This window comes from Sideroxydans sp. (assembly GCF_054604835.1).
Genome location: NZ_JBTSFG010000002.1, coordinates 41,781 through 65,082 on the forward strand (window position 1 = coordinate 41,781; position 23,302 = coordinate 65,082).

General features: G+C 56.3%; 16 protein-coding genes. 1 reads left to right on the forward strand and 15 read right to left on the reverse strand.

Annotated elements, in window-relative coordinates:
- Positions 1-186 precede the first annotated feature (186 nt).
- The 15 genes from ACYCZ5_RS03560 to ACYCZ5_RS03630 form a co-directional block, all read right to left on the reverse strand.
- Positions 187-1,005 (reverse strand): NYN domain-containing protein, encoded by an 819-nt coding sequence (locus ACYCZ5_RS03560; RefSeq protein ID WP_461543406.1) that lies wholly within the window; start codon positions 1,003-1,005, stop codon positions 187-189.
- Positions 1,006-1,038: 33 nt separating this feature from the next.
- The gene (locus ACYCZ5_RS03565) at positions 1,039-2,448 is read right to left on the reverse strand and encodes an FAD-binding oxidoreductase (RefSeq protein WP_461543407.1); all 1,410 of its coding nucleotides are present in this window, start codon (positions 2,446-2,448) and stop codon (positions 1,039-1,041) included.
- A complete protein-coding gene (locus ACYCZ5_RS03570; protein WP_461543408.1) occupies positions 2,445-3,203 on the reverse strand; it encodes an elongation factor-1 alpha in 759 nt (252 codons plus the stop codon). Before ACYCZ5_RS03570 ends, ACYCZ5_RS03565 begins: the two co-directional genes overlap by 4 nt.
- Positions 3,204-3,282: 79 nt before the next feature.
- Positions 3,283-5,457 (reverse strand): primosomal protein N', encoded by a 2,175-nt coding sequence (locus ACYCZ5_RS03575; protein WP_461543409.1) that lies wholly within the window; start codon positions 5,455-5,457, stop codon positions 3,283-3,285.
- A gap of 294 nt (positions 5,458-5,751) precedes the next feature.
- Positions 5,752-6,816, reverse strand: a complete 1,065-nt coding sequence (gene hemE, locus ACYCZ5_RS03580) for a uroporphyrinogen decarboxylase (RefSeq protein ID WP_461543410.1) — start codon at positions 6,814-6,816, stop codon at positions 5,752-5,754.
- 12 nt (positions 6,817-6,828) lie between these two features.
- Complete coding sequence (locus ACYCZ5_RS03585) at positions 6,829-8,292, reverse strand: glutamate synthase subunit beta (RefSeq protein ID WP_461543411.1); 1,464 nt, start codon at positions 8,290-8,292, stop codon at positions 6,829-6,831.
- Positions 8,292-12,971 carry a glutamate synthase large subunit gene (gene gltB / locus ACYCZ5_RS03590; protein WP_461543412.1) on the reverse strand — a complete coding sequence of 1,560 codons (4,680 nt, stop codon included), beginning with the start codon at positions 12,969-12,971 and terminating at the stop codon, positions 8,292-8,294. The genes ACYCZ5_RS03585 and gltB overlap by 1 nt, the downstream gene beginning before the upstream one ends.
- 97 nt (positions 12,972-13,068) lie before the next feature.
- The gene (locus tag ACYCZ5_RS03595; protein ID WP_461543413.1) at positions 13,069-14,193 is read right to left on the reverse strand and encodes a deoxyguanosinetriphosphate triphosphohydrolase; all 1,125 of its coding nucleotides are present in this window, start codon (positions 14,191-14,193) and stop codon (positions 13,069-13,071) included.
- Positions 14,186-15,268, reverse strand: a complete 1,083-nt coding sequence (aroB, locus tag ACYCZ5_RS03600) for a 3-dehydroquinate synthase (RefSeq protein WP_461543414.1) — start codon at positions 15,266-15,268, stop codon at positions 14,186-14,188. Before aroB ends, ACYCZ5_RS03595 begins: the two co-directional genes overlap by 8 nt.
- Positions 15,268-15,867 carry a shikimate kinase gene (locus ACYCZ5_RS03605; protein WP_461543415.1) on the reverse strand — a complete coding sequence of 200 codons (600 nt, stop codon included), beginning with the start codon at positions 15,865-15,867 and terminating at the stop codon, positions 15,268-15,270. The genes aroB and ACYCZ5_RS03605 overlap by 1 nt, the downstream gene beginning before the upstream one ends.
- 66 nt (positions 15,868-15,933) lie before the next feature.
- Positions 15,934-17,997 (reverse strand): type IV pilus secretin PilQ, encoded by a 2,064-nt coding sequence (gene pilQ / locus ACYCZ5_RS03610; protein WP_461543416.1) that lies wholly within the window; start codon positions 17,995-17,997, stop codon positions 15,934-15,936.
- 13 nt (positions 17,998-18,010) lie between these two features.
- Positions 18,011-18,523, reverse strand: a complete 513-nt coding sequence (locus ACYCZ5_RS03615; RefSeq protein WP_461543417.1) for a pilus assembly protein PilP — start codon at positions 18,521-18,523, stop codon at positions 18,011-18,013.
- Complete coding sequence (locus ACYCZ5_RS03620; RefSeq protein WP_461543808.1) at positions 18,520-19,155, reverse strand: type IV pilus inner membrane component PilO; 636 nt, start codon at positions 19,153-19,155, stop codon at positions 18,520-18,522. Before ACYCZ5_RS03620 ends, ACYCZ5_RS03615 begins: the two co-directional genes overlap by 4 nt.
- 7 nt (positions 19,156-19,162) lie before the next feature.
- Positions 19,163-19,744: a PilN domain-containing protein gene (locus ACYCZ5_RS03625; protein ID WP_461543418.1), complete on the reverse strand. Its 582-nt coding sequence runs from the start codon at positions 19,742-19,744 to the stop codon at positions 19,163-19,165.
- Positions 19,741-20,841, reverse strand: a complete 1,101-nt coding sequence (locus ACYCZ5_RS03630) for a pilus assembly protein PilM (RefSeq protein WP_461543419.1) — start codon at positions 20,839-20,841, stop codon at positions 19,741-19,743. Before ACYCZ5_RS03630 ends, ACYCZ5_RS03625 begins: the two co-directional genes overlap by 4 nt.
- 140 nt (positions 20,842-20,981) lie before the next feature.
- Between ACYCZ5_RS03630 and ACYCZ5_RS03635 the strand changes: the two genes are divergently transcribed.
- On the forward strand, positions 20,982-23,294 hold the full coding sequence (locus tag ACYCZ5_RS03635) for a penicillin-binding protein 1A (protein ID WP_461543420.1): 2,313 nt from the start codon (positions 20,982-20,984) through the stop codon (positions 23,292-23,294).
- Positions 23,295-23,302 lie beyond the last annotated feature (8 nt).

A 23,302-nucleotide genomic window follows, 5' to 3' on the forward strand; every position in this document is an offset into this window, starting at 1 on the left:
GACGGCGCCTTCTCCGCCCTGAAAGAGAAACAAGGTTGCAACGCCATACCATCCTCCGACAATTGCGCCCCTGTCGTTTCGGGTGTGCAAACCGAGGTTGCGGAGCGCTATGCGCAGAATTGTACGCCTATCTTTCGGGCATTTCCTTCATGCGGAAGGACGGAGAAGTGATTCGGGAACGTTCGCTCATACAGGCAGCTTGATCATGTATTGGCCGGATTTCTCGTCTTTAGCCAGTACCACAAGCTTGTTGCGTTGCGCGTCTTCAATCAGCTCCTTGAACGAGCGGTAGCCGTAATAGGATTCCGTGAAGCCGGGCCTGCGGCGCTGCATGGTGGGTTTGACCATGGAACCCCATATCTTCTCATCGGAGCCTCGTTCAGAGATGAGGCCTTCTACGGTCTCGACCAGGAAGTCCATGGCCTCTTGCTTTTTGTCATCGTCGCTCTTTGCAGCAGCGGGTTTGGTGACTTCAACTTTCGCTTTGGCGGGCGCTTTCTTGGCGGCTTGTTTCTTCTTGGCTTCCTGCACGCGCACGAGGTCGTCGTAGAAGATGAATTCGTCGCAGTTAGCGCTGAGCAGATCGGAGGTGGAATCCTTCACACCGATGCCGATGACGTATTTGTTGTTCTCGCGCAGCTTGGACACCAACGGTGAGAAGTCCGAGTCGCCGCTGATGATGACGAAAGTGTCGACGTGGGATTTGGTATAGCAGAGGTCGAGCGCATCGACGACCAAGCGGATGTCAGCGGAGTTCTTGCCGCTTTGCCGCACATGCGGGATCTCGATCAGTTCGAAGGAGGCTTCATGCATGGGCGCTTTGAATTCCTTGTAGCGCTCCCAGTCGCAATAGGCTTTCTTGACCACGATGCTGCCTTTGAGCAGCAGACGTTCCAGCACTTTCTTGATATCGAACTGCGCGTATTTGGCATCACGCACGCCCAGCGCTACGTTCTCGAAATCGCAGAACAGGGCCATGTTGGTGATCTCGGGTTGGTTTGCCATCACTACCTCCTTGAGCGGTTCGATGGCGAAAGCTTACACCACCTTGCCGGGATTCATCAGACCGTGCGGGTCTAGCGCGTGCTTGATCTGGCGCATCAGTTCCAGCTCCAGCGCACTCTTGTAGTGGGTGACTTCTTCGCGTTTGAGTTGGCCCAGGCCATGTTCCGCGCTGATGCTGCCATCCAGTGCGGCGACGACCTGATACACGATGCGATTGACCTCGTGTTCGTGCTGCTTGATGAAGGCATCGTTCTGCGCGGCATCGAGCATGGAGATGTTGTAGTGGATGTTGCCGTCACCCATATGACCGAAGGCGACGATGCGGATGCCGTCATGCGCGGCGCACAGGGCGGCGCTGGCGTCGGCGATGAAGTCCGCCACGCGGCTGACCGGCACCGACACGTCGTGCTTGATGCTGATGCCTTCGGCCTTTTGTGCTTCGGCGATATTCTTGCGCAGCTTCCACCAGCGCTCGGCATGTTCCTTGTCGTTGGTGATGTCGAAAGCGATCACGCCGTCGAATGCCTGTAGTGCACTGCGCAGTGCTTCATCCAGCGCGACCGGCAACACGTTGCTCAATTGCGTGATGACCAGCCATTCATGTTTGGTCGCAAAGGGTTCGTGCGTGTCGTCGATGTGCTTGAACACCAGATCGAGGCAGGAACGCGAGATGAGTTCGAAGCCGCTGATGGTGTCGCCGCAGGTGGCGCGCAGATGTGCCAGCAAGGCGACCGCGGCAGCCGGATCGCGCACGGCGATGCAGGCGGTGGCGGTGGAACGTGGGCGAGGATAGAGCTTGAGCACGGCGGCGGTGATGATGCCCAGTGTGCCTTCCGCACCGATGAACAGATGCTTGAGGTCATAGCCGGTGTTGTCTTTGCGCAAACGGCGCAAACCGTGCCAGATATTGCCATCCGGCAATACCACTTCCAGTCCCAACACCAGATCACGCGCAGTGCCGTAGCGCAATACACCGATACCGCCCGCGTTGGTAGAGAGATTGCCGCCGATCTCGCAGTGCGGCGCGATGGCGGTGAGGCCGAGCGGAAACAATCGCTCCACCTGATCCGCCGCTTCGTATAGCGAGGCCAGTTTGCAGCCTGCCTCCACCGTCATGGTGTAGTTGGTGGCATCCACTTCGCGGATGCGGTGCATGCGCGACAGGTTGATGATGAGTTGCGGTGTGCCGTCCGCGAGCGGTACGGATGCGCCGCATAGGCTGGTGTTGCCGCCCTGCGGTACGATGGCGACACGCTGAGCCGCACATAGTTTTACAACTTCGGAAACTTGCTGCGTATCTGCTGGGAACGCGACTGCGATGGCTTCGCCTCGATAGCGGCCTCGCCAGTCTTGGCAATGCTCAGTAGCTGCTTCGCCCGTTAAAACGGCATCGCCGCCCAGGACGGCGGCGATGCGCTCAAGCAGTGTTTGTTCAGCACTCACGTGGCGTCAGCGGGCGGGTATACCGGGTGATTCTTGCGCAGCGGAAGGATCCACATCTGGTACAGCGAAGTGAAGATCATGACCGCCGCCGCCATGCTGTAGCCGAAGCCGCCGATGATGACGAACCATGCGAATCCGGGATGCAACTTGGTCAGCCACCAGGCCAGCACGTCCACGATCAGGAAGCCGAACGGCACCGAGATCAGGATGGCCTTGTGCATCGGTGCGATGCCGGTCGAATAGGTGAATATCCAACCCACGAAGAAGAAGATGAACGAGATGCCGAACAGGTGGATGTGCGACACACGTGTCAGCGTGGCCATCGGCTGGCCTTCGTCGACGGCCAGCAGCTTCTTCATCGCATCCTTGTTGCTGAGGTCGGGCAGGCCGGAGATGTTGGCATGGCAGGGTTGGCAATACTGGTCGATGTCCATTGAGATGCGGTTGTCCCATTGTTCCGGAGAAGCGCCAGTCTCCGCCCACTTGATCATGGCCAGGCGCACCTCGGGGGGGGCGTTGTCCTTCATCGAGCCGTTCAACTTGGATACCAGCTTGGAGCCCTCCTCGCGGTTGCCGTAGTAACTGTAGACGATGTCATCGACTGACAGTCCGAGTTTGCCGTCGGCCATGCCATGGGTCAGCATGATCTGCCCACCTGCGAACAATAGACCCAGACCGACCACCAGTAGGTAGCCGCTGAACAAAGTCTTGAGGGGAAGTGCTGCGTTGGAGAGGGTAAAGCGCTGGATTTCCATTTTCTGCTCCATATCGATTGATAGCGCGCATTATAACGCCTATTTTAGTAGGGACTTATATAGCCCTGACGGGTCATTATTAATATTCCATCGGATCGATGTCCAAAGACCACCGTACCTTTTGTGATGGCAGAGCATCCAACTCGGGTTTCCAAATTCTTAAAAATGCCTGCAGCGTTTTACGCGCATCGCTTTGTACTAGCAACTGCGCACGGTGATGGTTGGCGCGCTTGGGCATGGCCGCCGGCACGACGCCGTATATCTCAACTTCCGAATTGATCTGTTCGGCCAGTTCACGCGTCTGATGCAGGAACTGCATGACCAACTGTTCTTGCAGGCTTTCCGCACTCAGCAAGGCCTGAAATGCAAAGGGCGGCAGACCCGCCAGGCTGCGCTCCGCCAGTAGTGTCTTTGCCCAGCTTTCGTAGTCATGGGCGCGCAGTGCTTGGAACAGCGGATGGTTTGGAAAAGCAGATTGCACGATGACTTCACCTGTTTTATCCGCGCGCCCGGCGCGTCCACCGACCTGTGTCAGCTGAGCGAACAGTTTTTCCGAAGCGCGAAAGTCCGAGCTGTACAACGCGCCATCCGGACTGATCACTCCAACTAGGGTGAGGTTGGGGAAGTCGTGGCCTTTCGCCAGCATCTGGGTGCCGATCAGGATGTCGGCCTCGCCGTCGTGTATCTGCTGGCGCATGGCTGCCCACGTGCCTTTGTTGCGCGTGCTGTCCCTGTCCACGCGCAGGATGCGCGCCTGCGGGAAACGACTTTGCAAGGTCTCTTCCAGACGTTGTGTTCCGATCCCGACCGGCTTGAGATCGACATCTCCGCAGGTGGGACAGGCATGCGGCACACGCTGCTGAAAGCCGCAGTGATGGCAGCGCAGGCTGCGGTCTTTCATGTGCAGCACCAGTTTGCCCACGCATTTCTTGCACTCGGATAACCAGCCGCAGGCGCTGCACATCAGCACCGGCGAATAGCCGCGCCGATTGATGAAGATCAGGCTTTGCTCCTTGCGCTGCAGCCTTGTTTCAATCGCTGTCAGCAAAGGTTCGCTCAAACCTTCATGCAACGGCAGCTTGGTGACATCCATGCAACGCACAACGGGAAGCGTGGCGGGCTGAACCGCGCGCTGGGTGAGTTTGAGCAAACGGTAACGTCCGCTTTGCGCGTTGTGCCAGCTTTCCAGTGACGGCGTGGCGGAACCCAGCACGATAGGCACGCCGCGCTGGCTGGCGCGGAAGATGGCGACGTCGCGCGCCGAGTAGCGCAAACCGTCCTGCTGCTTGAATGATGGATCGTGCTCCTCGTCCACCAGGATCAGGGTCAACTTTGGCAGCGGCGTGAACACCGCCAAGCGAGTGCCCAGCACGATGCGCGCTTCTCCGGATTGCGCCTTGAGCCAGTTTTGCGCACGTTCGCCGTCGGCCAGACCGCTATGCAGGCTGACCAGATCGACATCCGGGAAGCGGCTGCGGAAATAGTTCTCCAGTTGCGGGGTGAGGTTGATCTCGGGCACCAGCAGCAGCACTTGCCCTCCGCGTTGCAACATTTCATGCATGAGATGCACATACACCTCGGTCTTGCCGCTGCCGGTGATGCCGTGCAACAGGAAGCAGCCGAATGATTGTTGTTGCGTGACGGCATCGACAGCCTGTTGCTGCTCGTTGGTGAGCGCATGCGCGTCGTTGAAGGTGTGCGTGCTGCGCGGCACGGGCGCACATACCTCCACCCAGCCCGCTTCCAGCAACACCTTCACAGCGGCTGGTGCGCTGGCCGACAGATTGCGCAGTTGCGCGCCGCTGAGCGGTGCTGCACGCAAGGCCTGCAGGATGCGTTGCTGTACCACGCGTCGCTTGGGCAGAGTTGTTGCATCGAGTGCTCTGCCCGCCGCGCTCAACGTGTAGTCCAAAGCCTGCTTCAGCTTGATCGGCTCCAGAGCGCGCAGCCGTGTGGGCAGGGCAGACAGCACGATCATTCCCAGAGGGAAGTGGTAGTAGTCGCTGCAGAAGCGCAACAGGGTCAGCAAATCCTGCGACAGGGGAGGCACGTCATCCAGCACCTGCGTCACCGGTTTGATGCGTCCGGCATCAAGATCCGAGGTTTCTACCCATTCCATCGCGACGCCCAACACCTGCTTGCGGCCAAAAGGTACGAGTACGCGCTGACCGATCTCGATCTGCATTTCGGCACTGACGGTGTAGTCGAAAAGTGTTGACAAGGGCACGTCGAGCGCGACGCGGATGGTGGGCATTTTGTGCAGATTCTTTCCGGTATTTTGTTTGAAGTTTAGCGAATCCTATTGAGCGATATAGGATTTTTTTATTGTCCACATTTCCTGTGGATAACAATGTGGACAACCACCCTTGAAGTGCGCTAACTGTAAACAGTGTATACAGTTTTTTTCTGTAGCACATTTTCCATGCAGTTTATTACTGCATTAACTTTCAAAGACTTATCTTATCAATGCAAAAGGCCATGGAAGCTGCGCCCATGGCCTTTTCTATATTGGACGCCTGTTCATAAAACAGCGTCTGTCAAGCGTTTTCTAGTGATATTTCTTGCTGAGTTCGTGCACGGCCTGTACCAGTGCAGCGGCGTTCTCTGGGTCGGTATGTTGCGAGATACCATGGCCCAGATTGAACACATGGCCGCTGCCGAATCCGAAACTGGACAAGACCTTCTCCACCTCGTTGCGGATCACTTCCGGCGTGGCGAACAGCACGGTCGGGTCGAGGTTGCCTTGCAGTGCGACCTTGTGGCCGACCTTCTGGCGCGCCACGCCGATATCCATGGTCCAGTCCAGACCGACCGCGTCGCATCCGATGTCGGCGATGCTCTCAATCCACAGGCCGCCGCCCTTGGTGAAGACGATGGACGGGATGCGTACGCCGTCTTTTTCCTTGATCAAGCCATCCACGATGCGCTGGGTATAGGCCAGCGAGAATTCGTGGAAAGCCGAGTGTGACAACGCGCCGCCCCAGGAATCGAAGATCATCACGGCTTGCGCGCCCGCTTCTATCTGCGCATTGAGGTAAGCGGTCACTGCCTGCGCGGTCACATTGAGGATGTGATGCATCAGCTTGGGTTCTTTGTACATCAAGGTCTTCACCTTGGCGTAATCGCTGCTGCTGCCGCCTTCCACCATGTAGCAACCGAGTGTCCACGGGCTACCGGAGAAACCAATCAGCGGCACGCGGCCGTCCAGCGATTTTCGGATCTGCGACACGGCATCGGTTACGTACTTCAGATCCTTGCCGATATCCGGCACTTGCAGCGCCATGATGTCTGCCTCGGTTTCCAGCGGACGCTCGAACTTCGGGCCCTCGCCTTCCGAGAAGTACAGTCCCAGGCCCATCGCGTCAGGCACGGTCAGGATGTCGGAGAACAAAATGGCGGCATCCAGCGGGAAGCGGTCCAACGGCTGCAAAGTCACTTCGGTCGCAAAGTCCGGACTCTTGCACAGGCCCATGAAGCTGCCGGCCGTACGGCGAGTGGCGCGATATTCGGGCAGGTAACGACCGGCCTGGCGCATCATCCACAGCGGTGTGTATTCGGTAGGCTGGCGCAACAGCGCGCGCAGGAATGTGTCGTTCTTTACTTTGAAGTTCATTTTGCTCTTTTCTTATCGTGGCAGCAGACTGCTGCCCATCAGGAACTCATCGACCGCACGTGCAGCCTGCCGGCCTTCGCGAATCGCCCATACCACCAGCGATTGACCGCGTCGCATATCGCCCGCAGCGAACACTTTCTTCACGCTGGTCTGATAGCACTTGTCGCCTTCGGTGGCCGCCAACACATTGCCGCGTGCATCCTTCTGCACGCCGAACGCGTCCAGCACCTGCGCCAGCGGATTGGTGAAGCCCATGGCGAGGAACACGTAGTCGGCCTTCAGCTCGAATTCGCTGCCGGCCACTTCGACCATCTTGCCGTCCTTGAACTCGACGCGCACGCACTTGAGTGCTTTGAGCACGCCATTCTCTCCGACGAACTCTTTGGTGGCGATGGCCCAGTCACGCTCACAACCTTCCTCGTGCGAGCTGGAGGTGCGCAACTTGAGCGGCCAATACGGCCAGGTCAGCGACTTGTTCTCCTGCTCCGGCGCGCGCGGCATCACTTCGATCTGGGTGATCGATGCGGCACCGTGACGGTTGGATGTTCCCACGCAGTCGGAGCCGGTATCGCCGCCGCCGATGACGACGACATGCTTGCCTGCGACATTGATCGGGTTCTTCGCATCACCCGCCACTTCCTTGTTCTGCGGAATGAGGAATTCCAGCGCATAGTGCACACCGGCCAGTTCGCGTCCCGGTACCGGCAGATCGCGCGGTTGCTCGGCACCACCCGCCAGGATCACCGCATCGAAATCCTTCTTCAGTGCAGCCGGGCTGATGACTTTCTTGGCGTCATTCACGATGCCTTTGCCCGGCAGTTCCTTACCGATGAAGGTGCTGGTCTGGAACTTCACGCCTTCGGCGGCGAGTTGTGCCATGCGCCAGTCGACCAGTCGCTTGTCCAGCTTGAAGTCGGGGATGCCGTAGCGCATCAGGCCGCCGATGCGGCTGTTCTTTTCGAACACGGTCACGGCATGGCCGGCGCGGGCCAGTTGCTGCGCTGCAGCCAGTCCGGCCGGGCCGGAACCGACCACGGCGATCTTCTTGCCGGTCTTTTTCGCTGCCTTCTGCGGCACGACCCAGCCGTTCTCGCCCGCCTTGTCGATGATGGCGTGCTCGATGGATTTGATGCCGACCGCGTCGTTATTGATGTTCAGCGTGCACGCCGCTTCGCACGGGGCGGGACAGATACGTCCGGTCACTTCAGGGAAGTTGTTGGTGGAATGCAGTACCTCGATGGCCTGCTTCCAGTTGCCGCGATACACCAGATCGTTCCAGTCCGGAATGATGTTGTTGACCGGGCAGCCGTTGTTGCAGAACGGGATGCCGCAGTCCATGCAACGCGCGCCCTGCTGCGTCGCTTCCGCGTCGGACAGATGCGCAACGAACTCCTGATAGTGTTTCAGGCGCTGCGCTACCGGCGCGTAACCTTCGCTGACGCGCTCGAATTCCTTGAATCCGGTTGGCTTGCCCATTATGCGGCCTCCTTCTGCTGCTGCGCCGCGATCTCTAGCAAAGCGCGACGATATTCGGTCGGCATGACCTTCACGAACTTGGGCAGATACTGCGCCCAGTTATCCAAAATCAACTTGGCGCGCGCACTGCCGGTGTAGCGCAGATGCTTCTCAATCTTGCCGCGCAGTGCTGCTGCATCAGCCTTGTTCAGATGGTTGAAGTGCACGCGACCGTGCGCTTCAACTTCGCCGGTCTCGCTCAGGGCCGCTTCTTCCGGCACTGCTTCGAGTTGCACCATGGACATGTTGCAACGCTGCGGGAAGTTGCCATCCTCGTCCAGCACGTAAGCAACACCGCCGGACATACCGGCCGCAAAGTTGCGCCCTGTACTGCCCAGCACGACGACCATACCGCCGGTCATGTATTCGCAGCAGTGGTCACCCACACCCTCGACCACGGCGACCGCGCCCGAGTTACGCACCGCGAAACGCTCGCCGGCCACGCCACGGAAGAACACTTCGCCCGCTGTCGCGCCGTACAGCACGGTGTTGCCGACGATGATGTTGTCTTCCGCAACGAGCTTGCTGTCGTCGGACGGTTTGACGATGATGCGCCCGCCGCACAAGCCCTTGCCCACGTAGTCGTTACCCTCGCCTTCCAGCTGCAAAGTCACACCGTGTGCAAGGAATGCGCCGAAACTTTGTCCTGCCGTGCCCAGCAGCTTCACGCGAATGGTGTCATCCGGCAGGCCGGTATTGCCGTGGCGCTTGGCCACTTCATGCGAAAGCATGGTGCCTACGCTGCGATTGACGTTGCAGATCTTCGTTTCGATGGTGACCACGCGCTTTGCGTCCAGAGCTTCTTTGGCTTGGGCGATAAGATCGTTGTCGAGTGCCTTTTCCAGTTCGTGGTCCTGCACTTCGGCATGACGGCGCGCCACTTCTGCACCGATCTTGGGTTGGTGGAACACCTTACTGAAATCCAGGCCCTTGGCTTTCCAGTGCTTGATGCCTTTGCGCATGTCGAGCAGGTCGCTGCGGCCGATCAGATCTTCGAACTTGCGCACGCCCATCTGCGCCATCAATTCGCGTACTTCTTCGGCGACGAAGAAGAAGTAGTTCACCACGTGTTCCGGCTGACCGGTGAATTTCTTGCGCAACTCGGGATCCTGTGTGGCGACGCCGACCGGGCAGGTGTTGAGGTGACACTTGCGCATCATGATGCAGCCCTCGACCACCAGCGGTGCGGTAGCGAAACCGAATTCATCGGCGCCAAGTAAGGCACCGATCAGCACGTCGCGGCCGGTCTTGATCTGCCCGTCGACTTGCAGACCGATACGGCCGCGCAGCTTGTTCAGCACCAGTGTCTGTTGTGCTTCAGCCAGGCCCAGTTCCCAAGGTGTGCCCGCGTGTTTCACGGAAGACAGCGGCGATGCGCCGGTGCCGCCGTCGAAACCGGAGATCACGATGTGGTCGGCTTTGGCTTTGGAGACGCCCGCAGCCACGGTACCCACACCGACTTCGGACACCAGCTTCACGGAGATGGAAGCGCTCGGGTTCGAGTTCTTCAGGTCATGGATGAGCTGCGCGAGGTCTTCGATGGAATAGATGTCGTGGTGCGGCGGTGGCGAGATCAGGCCGACACCGGGCACAGAGTGACGCAGTTTGCCGATGTATTCGGAAACCTTGCCGCCGGGCAGCTGGCCGCCTTCGCCGGGCTTCGCGCCCTGTGCCATCTTGATCTGAATCTGGTCGGCGCTGGACAGATATTCCGCTGTCACGCCGAAACGTCCGGAAGCGACCTGCTTGATGCGCGAACGCAGTGAATCGCCTGCCTTCATGGTCTGATCGGCTTCGATACGGCCCTTGCCGATGATCTCGGACAGTTTCTCGCCGCCGTGCAGTGTCTTGAAGCGGTTGGCGTCTTCGCCGCCTTCGCCGGTATTGGACTTGCCGCCGATGCGATTCATCGCGATCGCCAGTGTGGTGTGCGCCTCAGTGGAGATGGAACCAAGCGACATCGCGCCGGTAGCGAAGCGCTTGACGATCTCCTTGGCTGATTCGACTTCTTCCAGTGCGACCGGCTTGCCCACGGGCTTGATCTCGAACAGACCGCGCAGCGTCATCTGGCGCTGGGTCTGGTCGTTGATCAGCTTGGCGTACTCCTTGTAGGTCGCGTAGTTGTTGGAGCGCGTCGAGTGCTGCAGCTTGGCGATGGAATCCGGTGTCCAGGTGTGCTCTTCGCCGCGTGCGCGGTAGGCATATTCGCCGCCCGCATCCAGCATGTTTGCCAAGACAGGATCGTTGCCAAACGCCGCGCCGTGCGTACGCACCGCTTCTTCCGCGACTTCTTGAAGACCGATACCTTCTATCTGGGTCGCAGTGCCGGGGAAGTATCTCTCGATGAAGTCGCTGTTGAGGCCGATGGCTTCGAAGATCTGCGAACCGCAGTAGGACTGATAGGTCGAGATGCCCATCTTGGACATCACTTTGAGCAGACCTTTGTTGATCGCCTTGATGAAGCGCTTGTGCCCGTCCTTGGCTGTCAGGCCCGAGGGCAGATCGAACGAGGAGATGGAGTCGAATGCCAGCCACGGATAGACCGCCTCGGCACCGTAACCCGCCAGCAACGCAAAGTGATGTACTTCGCGCGCCGAACCTGTCTCGACGACCAGACCGGTGCTGGTGCGCAAACCTTCATGCACGAGATGATGGTGTACCGCTGCTGTTGCCAGCAAAGCGGGAATCGCCACGCGCTTGTCGGACATGGCGCGATCCGACAGGATCAGCACGTTGTAACCTGCAGCCACTGCTTTGTCGGCTTCCTTGTACAGTGCCTTGATAGCTGCTTCGCAACCGGCTGCACCGTTCTTCACCGGATAGGTGATGTCCAGTGTCTTCGACTTGTACTTTCCCTTGGTAAGTTTGTCGATGTTGTGCAGCTTGGCTGCATCCTCATTCGACAATACCGGCTGATGTACTTCCAGTCGTGTGGCGGGTTTGGTCTCGTCCACACCCAACAGGTTCGGCTTGGAACCGATGAACGAAGTGAGCGACATCACGATCTCTTCGCGGATCGGATCGATCGGCGGATTGGTCACTTGCGCGAACAGCTGCTGGAAGTAGTTGTACAGCACCTTGCTGCGGCCGGACAGCACTGGCAATGCGGCATCGCTACCCATGGAGCCGGTAGGCTCTTCGCCGGCAGTCGACATCGGCTGCATGATGAACTTGAGGTCTTCCTGCGTATAACCGAATGCCTGTTGCGCATCCAGCAGGCTGACGCTACTCGTTTGTTTGCTTGCTACCGCAGGCAGATCATCCAAGAAGTAGCGCGACTGCTCGATCCACTTGCGATAAGGCTTGGCGGTAGCGATCTGCTTCTTCAACTCGCTGTCGTCAACGATGCGGCCCGCTTCCATGTCGATGAGGAACATCTTGCCGGGCTGCAGACGCCATTTCTTGACGACCTTCTTTTCGGAGATCGGCAGAACACCCATCTCGGACGCCATCAATACGACGTCGTCTTCGGTGATCAGATAGCGTGCCGGGCGAAGACCGTTACGGTCCAGCGTGGCGCCAATCATACGTCCGTCGGTGAAGGCAACCGCTGCGGGGCCGTCCCACGGCTCCATCAAGGCGGCGTGATATTCGTAGAACGCGCGGCGCTCTTCGTCCATCAAAGGATTGCCTGCCCATGCCTCGGGGATCAGCAGCATCATCGCATGCGGCAGGGAATAGCCACCCGCCACCAGCAGTTCCAGCGCATTGTCGAAACAAGCGGAGTCAGATTGCCCTTCAACGATCAGCGGCCACAATTTCTCCAGATCGCTGCCGAGGAAACTGGACGACATCGCTGCATGGCGCGCAGCCATCCAGTTTACGTTGCCGCGCATGGTGTTGATCTCGCCGTTGTGGGCGATCATACGGAACGGGTGCGCCAGATCCCAAGTAGGGAAAGTATGGGTGGAAAAGCGCTGGTGCACCAGCGCGAATGCGCTCACGCAGCTTTCATCCTGAAGGTCGAGGAAGTACTCGCCTACCTGTGTCGCCAGCAACATGCCCTTGTAGACGATGGTGCGCGACGACATGGACGGGATATAGAAGCCCGCTCCTTGGCCCTTGGGCAGTTTGCGCACGGCGTGCTCGACCGTCTTGCGGATGACGAACAGTTTGCGTTCGAACGCATCCTGATCAGCCGTCTTTTTGCCGCGGCCGATGAATACCTGACGAACCAAGGGCTCGACCGCCTTCACGCTTTCGCCCAAGCCGGAACTATCAACCGGCACATCACGCCAACCCAGCAAGACTTGGCCTTCGGCCTTGACCCTGGCTTCGATGACTTGTTCGCAAGCCGCGCGAGCGGCCTTGTTGCGCGGCAAAAACAGCATGCCAACACCGTACTCACCCGCAACCGGCAGTTGGATATTGTTCTTGGAAATAGCCTTGCTCAGAAAAGCGTGCGGAATCTGAATCATGATGCCTGCACCGTCGCCAGCCAGCGGATCCGCCCCGACAGCACCGCGGTGCGTCAGATTCTTCAGGATGTTCAGGCCTTCACTTACTCGGTCATGACTGGCCAAGCCTTTGATATGTGCGACAAAACCGACACCACATGCATCATGTTCATTGCGCGGGTCATACAGACCTTGCCGCGCGGGCAACGAAGAATTATTCACCTTGTTCCTCACCTCAATCATCCGACAACAGGGCGGCTAGCGCCGCTTTTTCGGGATATTTATCCAAAAGGGCGGGAATGCTACCTTAAACCGTATGCTGTGGGCAACCGAGAACCGGTTAAATCTCTTCTATAGCGAAAATTCGCCTGTGTTCGCGGATAGCATATCGGTCGGTCATGCCTGCGATGTAGTCTGCCACGGTACGCGGCAGATCCTCTGCTTCCTGGCTTCCTGATTGTGGCGGAAGTAAGCGCGGGTCGCCCATGAACGCATGGAACAGTTCGCGAATCACACGACGCGCCTTTGCGCTCATGCGCATGACACGATAATGGCGATATAGCTCGGTACGCAGGAAAGACTTGAGTTCATTATTCAGTTCGCGTATCCGCGGACTGAATGCTGCCAGCGCAGGGGCGCAGCGCACCTCCTCGAGCGATTGCGGTGCACTTCTTTCGATATTGGCGAGCGTCTGGGAGATCATATCGGTGACCAGTGTATTGATCATTCGACGCACTGTTTCGTGTACGACGCGGCGCTCCGCCAATTGCGGCCATGTTTGCCGCACCTCCTCAAGGTGGCTTGCAAATAGCCTCACTTCCGCCAGCTGTTCCAATGACAGCAGCCCGGATCTCAAGCCATCATCGACATCGTGATTGTTGTAGGCGATCTCGTCCGCCAGATTGGCCACCTGCGCTTCGAGGCTGGGTCGGCGACCGGTCAGGAATCGTTGCCCCACATCCCCCATTCGCTCTGCATTCTCGCGGGAACAGTGTTTAAGTATCCCCTCGCGCGTTTCAAAGCAAAGGTTCAGTCCGTCAAATGCCGCATATCGCTCTTCCAATACATCCACAACGCGGAGTGATTGCAGGTTGTGCTCAAATCCGCCGTATTTGGCCATGCATTCATTGAGTTCGTCCTGCCCGGCATGTCCGAATGGTGTGTGCCCCAGATCATGGGCAAGAGAGATTGCCTCAACCAGGTCTTCGTTCAAACCCAATCGGCGCGCTATCGATCTGCCTATCTGTGCCACTTCGATGCTGTGCGTCAGGCGCGTTCTGAACAGATCGCCCTCGTGATTGACGAAAACCTGCGTCTTGTATTCCAGTCTTCGGAACGCACTCGAGTGGATGATGCGATCTCGATCGCGCTGGAACTCGCTTCTTCCTGGCGGGCTCGACTCAGGGATTCGACGGCCACCCAGACTCTCGATCACCGCATAGGGGGCCAACTGCTGTTCAGTCACAACACGCCTCTAACGTTTCCTTCAAGATCGCCTCAGGAACATCCCCAGTCATAACTGCCTCGCCCAATGTCTTTAGCAGTACGAATCTGATCTTCCCTGCTGCAACCTTCTTATCCAGCCCCATGAGCTCATGGTATTTTTCAGCAGCCATTCGTGGCCCGCTCACTGGCAGCTTCGCCCGCAGGAACAAGCCTCTGATTCGCTCAACTTCAGCCTCTGACAACCACCCCAATCGGCGGGAAAGGTCAGCCGCCATCATGGTGCCTGCGGCGACAGCTTCGCCGTGCAGCCAGACACCGTATCCCATGCCGTTCTCAATCGCATGCCCGAACGTATGCCCCAGATTCAGAAGCGCTCGCTCACCACTTTCGCGCTCATCGTTTCCTACCACTTCCGCCTTGTTCTGGCAGCTGCGGGCTATTGCGTATTGCAGTGCTTCGGCATCCCTGGCCAGCAATCTTTCCATGTTCTGTTCGAGCCATTCCAGAAATGGCAGATCGCGTATCAATCCGTACTTGATTACTTCCGATATGCCCGCACTTAATTCGCGGTCCGGCAGCGTATCCAGCGTTCTGATATCCGCCAGCACCATTTGCGGTTGATAGAAGGCCCCGATCATGTTTTTGCCCAAGGGGTGATTGATCCCTGTCTTTCCGCCTACAGAAGAATCCACCTGCGCGAGTAGCGTAGTGGGGATCTGAACAAATGGAACGCCTCGTAAAAAAGTCGCTGCCGCGAAGCCAACCATGTCACCGATCACTCCTCCACCCAATGCAATGAGTGTTGTGGTCCGCTCGCAGTGCGACCTTAGCAAAGCATCATAGATGGTATCCATAGAGGCAGTATTTTTGAATTTTTCCCCGTCCGGCAGAATGACGCTGTCGTAGCGCACGCCGCAGTTCTCTAGGCTTTCGCGCAACTGCTCCAGATACAATGGCGCAACCGTTGTGTTACTGACGATCATCGCCCGCTTGGCGGTCAGATGTGGCAACAGCAATTCGCTGTCTGACAGCAATCCGCTGCCAATAAATATCGGGTAGCTTCGCTCGGCAAGGCCTACGTTCAGGGTTTGCATTACTGGATACTCTCTGGTGCTGGTTTATCTGTGGCGCGATACTCGGCGATCTTCTCCTGCAACTTGAGCAAGAGGATCTGCACGTTCTGTTTGCCAGTGTGAATTACGATGTCAGCTATGCTGTTGTACAGCGGATCGCGTTTTTCAAATAGATCCTGCAGCGTCGCCCGCGGATCGGCGGTCTGCAGTAAGGGCCGATTATGGTCATGCCGTGTGCGATGCCACAAATCGTGCACACTACTCTTCAAATACACGACGATCCCGCTTCGGCTCAGCATGTCCCGGTTTAACTGACTTAAGGGAGCTCCGCCTCCTGTTGCAAGTACGATGTCGCTTCTTTGAACGAGCTCCTCCAAGGCTGCAGTTTCTCGCTGCCTGAAGCCTTCTTCTCCCTCCACATCAAAGATGTGGGGAATGGTGACCCCGGTGCGCCGTTGAATTTCTTCGTCGCAATCAACAAATGTCTTATGTAGCTGCTTGGCCAGCAGCTTCCCTACTGTCGTCTTGCCTGAGCCCATCAGGCCAATCAAGATGATATTGCCGGTGCTCAGCTTGTGGGCTTCGTTCGTTTCCATGTTCTGAATTGTAGCGGAATTCATGTTCATATCTTTTTAAAACAAAAGCCCGGCATGGCCGGGCTTTTGTTTTAAAAAGAAATTGCCTTGTTAATTCGTCCCAAGCGTATCTTTCAGGATTTTCGGTGTGATGAATACCAGAAGTTCTTTCTTGCTCTTCACGACAGTATTGGTTTTGAACAGCCAGCCAAGCACCGGAATATCCGCCAATCCCGGCACTGCAGAGGTGGAATCCGAATCGTCTTGGGTGTACACCCCGCCGATTACCACCGTGCCGCCATTGTCAACCAGCACTTGCGTATCAACCCTCTTTGTATTGATACTTGGTACACCGGAGTAGATGTTACCCACGGAATCCTGACTTACGGTGATCTTCATGGTCACACTATCGTCGGGTGTGATTTGGGGTGTTACAGTCAAACCCAACACCGCCTTTTTAAATGCCACATTTGTTGCGCCACTGCTACTTGCCTGCAGGTAGGGGACTTCGACGCCAGATTCGATCGTTGCGGCAGTCTTGTCTCCTGTAACCACACGTGGGCTGGCGATGTTTTTGGTCGTGCCGTCAATGGCGGACGCGTTCAATTCCAGCGTAAGCGTCTTTGTCGCGGCCGCATTGAACAGCGTCATGGTCAATCCACCCAATCCCGAGGCTGCACCGGGCAGATTCAAACTGCCCCCGGCAATACTGCCTCTGCCCGCATTGCCAACTGCAAAGCCCCCTCCTTGCGCCTGCGTTTGACCGGTGTAACCCAAACGACCGCCCAGCGTATGGTTGAAGGATTCACCCGCCTCCACAAAGCGTGCCTCGATCAACACTTGGCGTACAGGCACGTCAACCAGCTTGATCAGCTTGCGGACTTCTTCCAGACTGGAAGGGACATCCTTGACGAACAGCAGGTTCGTGCGCAAATCAAAGTTAGCACTGCCACGACTCGACAGGATCTTTTGCTTGTCGTTTGAAATCAGTTGAACTACGTCAGCCGCTTTTGCGTAAGCAAGTTCGAAGTTTTCCGTGCGCAGCGGCTCAAGCTCAGTGATTTCCTGACGTGATGAGAATTCGATCTTCTCTTTGGCTGCGATCTCCTCACGCGGCGCAACCTGGATGACATTGCCATTCTTGCGCATATCCAAACCGCGACTTTGCAGGATGATCTCAAAGGCCTGATCCCATGGGACGTCTTTCAAACGCAGCGTCAGGCTGCCCGAGACCGTGTCACTGATCACCATATTCAGACCCGTAAAGTCGGCAATTACACTCAGCGCCTCGCGAGTCGAAATATTCTGGAAATTCAGCGTGAGCTTTTCACCGGAATAGCCTGGTGCATTGCCCTTTACCAGTTTGTTCGGGTCCTCGGCCACTTCCTTCACCTCCACGATGAACTTGTTGTCCGTTTGATATGCGGAATATTCCCAAAGACCTTTCGGTTCGATTGACAGACGCGCATTGCCGCCCTGAACAAACGCATCGATCATTTGTACCGGGGTCGCGAAATCAGACACGTCCAGCTTTCGCTGCAGATTTCGTGGCAGTACAGCGCGCTGGAAGTCCACTATCAATGCACGCCCCTGCTGCTTGATATCAATGCCGATATCCGCATCAGACAGGTCGATCTGAATTCGACTTTCGCCATTCTTTCCCCTGCGGAAGTCGATGTCACGCAAGCTATGCAGCTGCGCACTGGATGATGCATCCGCAAAATGTGCTGCAGGAACCGGCTCAGCACCACCTCCGACACCCTTCGGTTGCAGCGTTATCAATACGTCGTTGCCCTCTACTCTAGTGTCGTAGCCGACCATTTGCGCAAGATTGATCACTAACCGTGTTCGGTTTCCTGCTTGAACGATGTTGGCACTGCGTAAATCTCCCTCACTGAAAGTCTGCATGGAGGTTCCCAGTCCATTTTCAGTATTGGGAAAGTCGAAGGCGATGCGAGGCGGCGTATTGATCGTAAAGGCTGCAGGCTGACCTTGCGGCGGTGACTTCAAGGCCACCTTCACAACGAGTTTTCCAGTCTCACTGCTTGCGCTGATCGACTCTATGCTATTTGTTGAATCGGAGCTATCCAGAGCCATGGCGCTGAAGGTGCACAGAGCAACTGCCATCGCAATCACTCGGGATATTTTGTTTGCCGTCATATCAAGCAGTTTCATTTTTCACTCCTAATCATTCAATCAATTGCAAGCTACTTTCTCGCTCCGTCCAGTCGCCAGCACTATCCTGAACCATTTCTTTGACCTGAAGTTCGGTCTCCGAGATCGACGTGATCTGACCGAAATTCAGACCTATGTAATTTCCAACCTTAACCTGATGAATCTTTCCTTCCGACGAGCGCAGAACCGCATGCCCAACCCCTTTTTGGGAAAGGAATCCGACCATCTTCAAGCTCTCCAGTGGGTAATCTTCCAACTCTTCCTTAGGACGATCGAAATCCGGCTGGTTGAGACCTCCTCGCCCTGACCCGCCTGTTTTCGTCTTCCGCGGCTTGAATGGATCCGGCAGGGATGTCGCGTTGTCGTAAGCGAACGGTTCATAGGGCTTTATGTCTGGAGGCGGGTCGACCTTACCGCGCATATCCGCACCGGCATTGCTCACGAAATCCCTCAAATCCTGGAATTCCTCACCACCACAACCGGCCAGCATCATCGCTAGCAGAACAGACAATAATCGCGCGCTCATCTCGTCTTCCTCTTGGCTGCCAGCGCTGCTCGTTTCTGAGCTTCCAATTCTGTCTCATCCAGATAGCGATAGGTTTTCGCAGTGGACTCCATACTCAACATAGCACCGCCCGCAATGGGCGTAACGCGAATGTCGTTTAATGTCACGATACGCGGTAGCTGCGAAATGTCGCTCGCGAAATTCCCCAAGTCGTCGTAGCTACCTGTAACCTTCAGCGCGATCGGTTGTTCGGTGAACACACCCGTCGCGACCTCTGCCCCAGGACGGAACAACTCGAACTGCAAACCGCGCCCCAGACCCGCCTGATTGATATCGGTAAGCAAGGCGTCCATCTCGGATTTACTTGGCAACTGCTTTAGCAGTGCGCCAAAGGATTGCTGCGTATCGATCAATTGCTTCTTGATGATATCGAGATTGATAGCTTCTCGCTTTTTCACGAGGAACGTTTCCTTAAGGCTGGCCTCTTCGTTCTTGATGCGCTTCAAGTTCTCGTACTGGTCTTGCCAGTCGAAGAAACCGCCCGCCGCCACCACCACAAGGAACATGGATACGAACGCTGCCAGCTTGACCAGCCAAGGCCAATTCCCCGGTTTCTGGGGGTCAATATTTTTAAGTTCTTCAATAAAATTCATGGTCATCTCAACTCCCCTTGGCTGAACTTGCAGCGCCCGTAGAGTCCGCCTGCTTAGTCAGATTAAAGTTCAAGGAGAATTCGTTCAGACGCGAGCCGCCGACATCGGCCGCATGAATCTCTACCAATGCAGGTGAGTCAAGCCATGGAGAGTCGTCTATGGCTCGCATCAGGGTAGAGACGCGCGCATTGGATTGTGCGTAACCAACAAGACTGATCCTCTGCCCAGACTGTTTGAGAGACTTCAGATGAACACCTTCCGGCAGGATCCTCAGCATCTGATCCAACAGATGCACCACATCTGAACGTGTGGACTGCAGGTTCTCGACGACATTCTTTCTGGCCAGCAATGATTGTGTCTGCTGGCGCAGCTTCTTGATCTCGGCGATCTGCCTGTCCAATACAGCCGTCTCCTGCTTCAGGTATTCGTTCCTCCTCTCCTGGTAGGAGATCTGCGTACCTATGGCCACATGTACCAGCCCGACCAGGAACGCACCCAGCACGATGGATATGATACTAAGAACGATGAACTGCAGCTGTTTGGCGCGCCGCTTCTCTGCGCGGTGCGGCAATAGATTGATTCTTATCATGATGGATCGAACCTCCGCATCGCCAAACCGCATGCGATCATCAAAGCCGGCGCGTCTGTCTGCAGTTGTCGCGGCTTGATTCGTGATGAAAGCGTCATCAGTTCGAAGGGATTTGCCACAAGAGTGCTTACCTGGGTGCGGGTAGCTACTGCCTCATCCAAGCCCAACAAGGCGGCGCAACCGCCCGACAGCACGACGTAGCTCACCTCGTTGTACTGCGTCGAAGTAAAGAAGAACTGCAATGCACGCGCCACTTCCATCGCCACGTTCTCACGGAATGGAGCCAACACATCGCTTTCGTAGTTTTCCGGCAATCCGCCGTTTCGCTTTGCCGCTTCAGCCTCTTCTGCCGTCAGACCGAAAGCCGCCTGGATTTGCTGCGTAAGCTGATTGCCACCCACCTGCTGGTCGCGTGTATAAACAGATTGCCCATTCCGCAATACGTTTACGTTCATCACGCTGGCGCCGATATCAACAACCGCGATGCATTGATCTTCGGCTCCGGCAGGTAGCTGAGAGCTGATCTGATCAAAGGCAGCTTCCGCGGCATACGGCTCAACGTCCATAACCACTGCCTTCAGCCCGGCCGTCTGGGCTGCAGCGACCCTGTCTTCGACGTTCGCCTTGCGTGAAGCCGCCAGCAATACTTCAATTTCCTCCGGATTGTTTGGTGAGGGACCAAGAACCTGGAAATCCAGATTGACCTCATCCAATGCAAACGGGATGTATTGGTTTGCCTCAGATTCAACCTGATACTCCAAGTCATCCTCGCGCAATCCAGCCGGCAACATGATCTTTTTGCTGATTACCGCAGCAGCTGGTAACGCAAGGCTCACATTTCTGATGCGCGTCCCCATACGTTTCCATGCACGTTGCAGAGCTTCGGATACCGCTTCCAGATTATTGATGTTGCCGTCACTTACGGCATCTGACGGCAAAGGTTCTATCGCATACCTTTCCACGACAAATCCGTTCTTTTTCGGGGCCTCACTCAGTTCCAGCATCTTGACTGAAGACGAACTGATATCCACGCCTATCATCGGAGGCGTGGAGGTTTGCAGAAAATCTAACGGGATGTCAAAATTTCCTTTAATCATAGGATAGTTAGCGCACTTCCGTATAAACTGGTTTAAATCCTAGCAATAACTCCCGCGTGTGTAAAGTTTTTTCTATGTGCGTCCTTTGTGCTCCTTGGACGATATAATCAAGACTTAACTTATATATTGAATTGATAGTCATGACTTCACGCTGGTGGTTCTATCCTGCGGTCGGCATTTTGATGCTCCCGCTTTTGCCATTCCTGTTGCTGCTGTTTGCAGCGATCCTTACCTATCCCACGCTTCCTTCGCTTGAGGCGCTGACCGATTACCGCCCCAAGATGCCTTTGCGCATCTACAGTGCCGAAGGGGTGCTGATCGGTGAATTCGGCGAGGAGCGACGTGAGCTTGTGAAGATCAACGAAGTCCCTGAGCGCATGAAACTTGCCATTCTTGCCGCTGAAGATGATCGATTCTATGAGCATGGCGGTGTCGATTACGTTGGCGTCTTGCGCGCCGCATATTCCAATTTTTCTTCCGGCGGCGTCAAACAAGGTGCAAGTACCATCACCATGCAGGTGGCTCGGAACTTCTTCTTGTCCAAGGAGAAAACGCTCAGCCGCAAATTCAACGAGATGCTGCTTGCTTTCAAGATCGAACACAACCTTAGCAAGGACGAGATCCTTGAGCTTTATATCAACCACATCTATCTGGGGCAACGCGCCTATGGTTTTGGCGCCGCAGCACAGGCTTACTATTCAAAGCCCATCGTTGAATTGAACACCGCAGAGATGGCCATGCTAGCCGGCTTGCCGAAAGCGCCCGGCGCTTACAACCCGGTCGTTAATCCCTCGCGCGCCAAACTCCGCCAAGAGTACATTCTGAGACGCATGCGCGACCTTGGCTATATCGATGAGGCGGAATACACTCTCGCCCTAGCCGAGCCGATCCAAACCAAACAATCTGCTTATCATCAGGAATTTTCGGTGAATGCCAGTTTCGCATCAGAACTGGTGCGTCAAGAGATGTACGAACGCTTCCAAGAAGACATCTACACCCAAGGCTACAACGTTCACACTACCATTCGCGTCAGGGATCAAGCCGCAGCTTATGCGTCTTTACGAAAAGGTGTTCTGGACTACGATCACAGGCACGACTATCGCGGTCCCGAAGGCTTTGTCGACCTTAATAAGAACGACACTGAAGCGCTGCTCGACAAGGCGCTGCAAGACGTCTCCAGTAGTGACGAACTCATTCCGGCCGTTGTATTGGCTGTTAGCCGCAAAGGGATCTCCGCGCGCGTAAAAGGGGGGCTGACGATAGAGATTCAGGGGGATGGCCTTCGTTTCGCCCAGCATCTGGTTGACGGGCGCTGGGTTTTGCATCGCCGCATCAAAAAGGGCGCGCTGATACGTGTAAGCAAGACGAACGCCGACACTTGGGAGATCACTCAGGTGCCCGAAGCCGAGGCTGCGTTTGTTTCTGCGGATCCCCGCACTGGTGCCGTCTATGCACTGGTTGGCGGATTTGACTTCAACCGCAAGCAATTCAACCATGTCACCCAAGCATGGCGTCAGCCCGGCTCCAGTTTCAAGCCTTTCATCTATTCAGCTGCACTTGAGAAGGGATTCACTCCAGCCTCTGTCATCAATGACGCCCCTCTCGTGGTCAATTTGACCGATACCGGAGGAGAGCTTTGGGAGCCGAAGAATTATGAAGGCCGCTTCGAAGGACCGATGCGCTTGCGACAGGGTCTCATCAAATCCAAGAACCTGGTCTCGATTCGCATCCTGCAATCCATTGGCCTCGAATATGCGCAGGACTATGTCACCAAATTTGGCTTCGATCGCGAGAAGGTCGGTCCGTATCTGACCATGGCACTGGGTGCAGTTTCAGCGACTCCCTGGCAGATGCTGGGTGGGTATTCAGTCTTTGCAAATGGCGGGTATCGCGTCACGCCCCATCTGATCCAGCGCATAGAGGACGGGCAAGGCAACCTCATCAGCCAGACAATTCCGGTCGAGGCAGGCAAGGATGCCGAGCAGATCCTCGATATCCGCAACACCTTCACCATGGTCAACATGATGCAGGATGTCGTCAAACATGGCACTGCGATACGCGCCATGCAGCTTGGCCGCCAAGATCTCGCCGGCAAGACCGGCACCACCAGCGAATCGATGGACGCCTGGTTCTGCGGATTCCATCCGACATTGGTTGCTGTCACTTGGCTGGGCTATGACAACCCTCACAGTTTGGGTGAAAAGGAAACCGGTGGTGGCGCCGCCCTGCCGATCTGGATGGACTACATGGGTGAGATGCTGAAGGACACCCCGCAGATCGAGTACACCGTACCACCCAACATGGTGGCCGCCCGTATCAACGATCAAGGCTTGCGTGATCCGGATGGTACGCACATCGAGTATTTCTATGAGGAGAACGTTCCTGCCGAGCAGAGCTCACGTCTGCTGGAAATATTCAAACCGACCGAATCAGGGTCTGATCAACTGTTCTGATGCGCAAG

Coding starts and splice junctions, on each gene's coding strand:
- ACYCZ5_RS03560 (WP_461543406.1), bottom strand. CDS start 1,005: ATGGCAAACCAACCCGAGATCACCAACATGGCCCTGTTCTGCGATTTC.
- ACYCZ5_RS03570 (WP_461543408.1), bottom strand. CDS start 3,203: ATGGAAATCCAGCGCTTTACCCTCTCCAACGCAGCACTTCCCCTCAAG.
- ACYCZ5_RS03575 (WP_461543409.1), bottom strand. CDS start 5,457: ATGCCCACCATCCGCGTCGCGCTCGACGTGCCCTTGTCAACACTTTTC.
- hemE (WP_461543410.1), bottom strand. CDS start 6,816: ATGAACTTCAAAGTAAAGAACGACACATTCCTGCGCGCGCTGTTGCGC.
- ACYCZ5_RS03585 (WP_461543411.1), bottom strand. CDS start 8,292: ATGGGCAAGCCAACCGGATTCAAGGAATTCGAGCGCGTCAGCGAAGGT.
- gltB (WP_461543412.1), bottom strand. CDS start 12,971: ATGATTGAGGTGAGGAACAAGGTGAATAATTCTTCGTTGCCCGCGCGG.
- aroB (WP_461543414.1), bottom strand. CDS start 15,268: ATGCAAACCCTGAACGTAGGCCTTGCCGAGCGAAGCTACCCGATATTT.
- ACYCZ5_RS03605 (WP_461543415.1), bottom strand. CDS start 15,867: ATGAATTCCGCTACAATTCAGAACATGGAAACGAACGAAGCCCACAAG.
- pilQ (WP_461543416.1), bottom strand. CDS start 17,997: ATGAAACTGCTTGATATGACGGCAAACAAAATATCCCGAGTGATTGCG.
- ACYCZ5_RS03615 (WP_461543417.1), bottom strand. CDS start 18,523: ATGAGCGCGCGATTATTGTCTGTTCTGCTAGCGATGATGCTGGCCGGT.
- ACYCZ5_RS03620 (WP_461543808.1), bottom strand. CDS start 19,155: ATGAATTTTATTGAAGAACTTAAAAATATTGACCCCCAGAAACCGGGG.
- ACYCZ5_RS03625 (WP_461543418.1), bottom strand. CDS start 19,744: ATGATAAGAATCAATCTATTGCCGCACCGCGCAGAGAAGCGGCGCGCC.
- ACYCZ5_RS03630 (WP_461543419.1), bottom strand. CDS start 20,841: ATGATTAAAGGAAATTTTGACATCCCGTTAGATTTTCTGCAAACCTCC.
- ACYCZ5_RS03635 (WP_461543420.1), top strand. CDS start 20,982: ATGACTTCACGCTGGTGGTTCTATCCTGCGGTCGGCATTTTGATGCTC.